The organism is Ancylomarina sp. (assembly GCF_041555295.1).
Taxonomy (GTDB): Bacteria; Bacteroidota; Bacteroidia; order Bacteroidales; family Marinifilaceae; genus Ancylomarina.
The window spans coordinates 1-3,129 of the sequence record NZ_JBFFKR010000335.1 but is presented as its reverse complement, the minus strand read 5'-3'; the positions used below and the strand labels follow the sequence as shown (position 1 = coordinate 3,129).

General features: G+C 35.0%; 3 protein-coding genes. 2 read left to right on the top strand and 1 reads right to left on the bottom strand.

Features of this window, described 5'->3' with window-relative positions; all coding sequences use genetic code 11:
- Positions 1-330, top strand: a 330-nt coding sequence (locus ABY905_RS15505) for a hypothetical protein (RefSeq protein WP_372645507.1), incomplete at its 5' end; no start/stop codon positions are given.
- 181 nt (positions 331-511) lie between these two features.
- The gene (locus tag ABY905_RS15500; protein ID WP_372645505.1) at positions 512-2,284 is read left to right on the top strand and encodes an aminopeptidase P family protein; all 1,773 of its coding nucleotides are present in this window, start codon (positions 512-514) and stop codon (positions 2,282-2,284) included.
- A gap of 228 nt (positions 2,285-2,512) precedes the next feature.
- On the opposite strand, the gene ABY905_RS15495 is transcribed toward ABY905_RS15500, so the two are convergent.
- Positions 2,513-2,971, bottom strand: coding sequence for a methionine-R-sulfoxide reductase (locus tag ABY905_RS15495; RefSeq protein ID WP_372645503.1), 459 nt, complete (start codon positions 2,969-2,971; stop codon positions 2,513-2,515).
- Between the last annotated feature and the right edge of the window lie 158 nt (positions 2,972-3,129).

Genomic DNA, 3,129 nt, shown 5'->3' with positions numbered 1-3,129 from the left:
TCTGATATCAAGATTGGAAATGTAAGTCGCAACCTTAATCTGACCCTAAGATATGGAAACTGTAAAATTGACAATGTATCTTCAGATTTTGAAAATATTAGCATAGATAATCAATACGTACCTTGTAGCATATCAATTGCAGAAGGGGCATCCTATATGCTAGATGCTGAAACCAAATATTGTGGTATTAGCTACCCAAGCGATTCTCAGGTTATAGAAGAAGTAAAAAACAATTCTGAAACTAAGATCAAGGTGCTAATAGGTCATAAAGATTCTCCTAAAGCAAATGTTCATGTGATTAGTAAATATGGCAATGTGAGTCTTCAATAGACTTTTTTACATATACATAATCCCTCTCTCAGTTTTGAAAGAGGGATTCTTTTTGTTTGAAACTTTAAAGTTTAATAATTAAAATAAAAGTTTATTCTCTTTTAAAATTTTCTTCTGATTATTAGTGTCAAACATTGCTTTAATCGTATTTTTATCGAATAAACAATAACGAAACTTAATTATGACCATTTTAGAAAGAGTGAATGCATTGCGCTCACTGATGGAAGAAAAAGAAATCCACGCTTACATCATAACCAGTTCAGATCCTCATATGAGTGAATATGTTCCAGAATACTGGACTGCTCGTCAATGGATATCTGGCTTTACAGGATCTGCCGGAACTGTAGTTGTTACTCGTGAAAAAGCAGGTTTATGGACAGATTCTCGTTATTTTTTACAAGCTGAAAAAGAACTGGAAGGAAGTGGTATTGATCTTTTTAGAATGGGAGCAACTGGTGTACCAAACCAATACCAATGGTTACTTTCTGAGCTAGAGTTTGAAGCTAATATTGGCTTCGATGGAACTTGTTTTTCAATTGCTCAAACCAAAGAATTAAAAAATAAACTTGGCGACTTATCTATCCATATCAATGAAGAGGATGACTTGATCAATGAGATCTGGAGTAATAGACCTAGTCTTCCCAATCACAAAATATTTGAACACCCAGTAGAATTTGCTGGCAAATCACGAAAAGAAAAACTAGCTATCATTCGTAATGAAATGCATAAGCTTGATGCCAAGCATCACTTTGTGGGAAGTCTTGATGATATTGCTTGGATTTTTAATCTTAGAGGTCAGGATGTTGACTTCAACCCAGTTGCGATTGCTTACGCTTTAATCCACGAAGATTCATGCACTCTCTATATAGATCAATCGAAACTAGATGATAAGCTTATCCTCGACCTTAATAATGATGGAATTCTTACATCTGATTATAACCAAATCTGCAATGACCTGGAAGAGCTTCGAGGCTCTGAAAATGTACTTCTTGATAGTAATCGTAGTAATTTAAGAATATACCGCTCTATTACTGCCAATATTATAGAAAAGGAGAACCCGTCTCAACTACTAAAAAGCCAGAAAAATCAGACTGAGATAAAAGGCATGAAGGAAGCAATGCTTCAAGATGGCTTGGCTTTGACTCAATTTTTCTGTTGGCTCGAAGAGAATCTTGGTAAAACAACGATTACTGAGTTTACACTAATAGATAAGCTTAGAGAATTCAGATCTCGACAAAAACACTTCATGGGTGAAAGTTTCGGTAGTATTGTTGCTTATAAGGCACATGGTGCGTCCCCACACTATTCTACAACAACTGAAACCGATTGTGAAATTAAAGCCGAAGGAATTCTTCTTATCGATTCTGGCGGACAATATATGAACGGTACCACAGATATTACACGTACCACAGCTCTAGGAGTGCTGACTCCAGAAGAGAAAATGGATTTCACCTTGGTTTTAAAGGGTATGATTCAAATGACTTTAGCCGTTTTTCCTAAGGGAACTCGAGGTTGTAATATTGATATTTTAGCGCGTCAGGCTCTTTGGCAATATGGTAAAAACTATGGACACGGAACCGGACATGGTGTTGGCTGTTTCTTAAACGTTCACGAAGGTCCACAAAGTATTCGTCAGGAATTAAAAGAGCAAGCTATTCTTCCAGGCATGATTACTTCAAACGAACCTGGTTTCTATAAAGAAGGCGCCTATGGCATTCGTCACGAAAACCTGATTCTTTGTAAAGAGAAGCTTACTACCGAATATGGTGAATTCTTAGAGTTCGATACACTAACTCTATTTCCATTTGACACCAAAGCTTTAGATTTAAGCCTGCTAAGTAAACTTGAAAAGAACTGGCTCAACCATTACCACCAAAAAGTATATGACAGCCTGACACCGCAACTGGATGAAAAACACAAAGCTTGGCTTAAAAATAAAACTCAAGCTATTTAAGTTCTGACTCATTCAAAACAAGCAGAATTGTAATAAGGTAAAAACAAGGGCAGTTAGAATAGCGTATTCGCTACTAACTGCCCTTATTATTTAAATTTTCTCGCAGATCAAAGAATGTTTAGACGCTGATTAAATATGATTTTTTATGATTTAAAAAATATCTATTTCAGTCTTGCACAGAGATCATATTCGATCATTAAAATCTGCGTCTGAATATATATTGTAGTGTTAATCACTAATCTTTTCTTTAGTTGACACAGGAATAAATTTCAATGAAATTGAATTGACACAATGACGTGTATTCTTCTCTGTGAAACCTTCATTTCTGAATACATGTCCCAAATGTCCTTTACAGTTAGAACAGATGATTTCTATACGTCTTCCATCAGCATCTGGTAGATGTGTAACAGCTCCTTCAATTTCATCATCGAAACTTGGCCACCCACAATGTGAATCAAATTTGTCGTCAGATCGGTACAAAGGCAAATTACATTGCTTACATACATAAACGCCTTTCTCTTTGTGATTAACGTATTCACCTGTATGTGGATATTCTGTTCCCTTATTAAGAATCACACGCTTTTCAAGCTCATTCAATTTATTATAGTTTCCTTTTTTCATCACCGTCTGTCCGTTTGTTATTACTGATACCATCAGCAATAAAGATATAATTATTAGTCGTCTCATACTTCTTATCTTTAATTAATCTAAAATAAAACAAGTATGTCAGTTTTCAAAATATCAGAAGCTCTTTATGAACTTCTTAACATCTATTGATGACAAGTTGGAATTCAATAAAAATCTATTCGCAAGTTCGAAGCTATATTAACAGCAGATTCAGAATA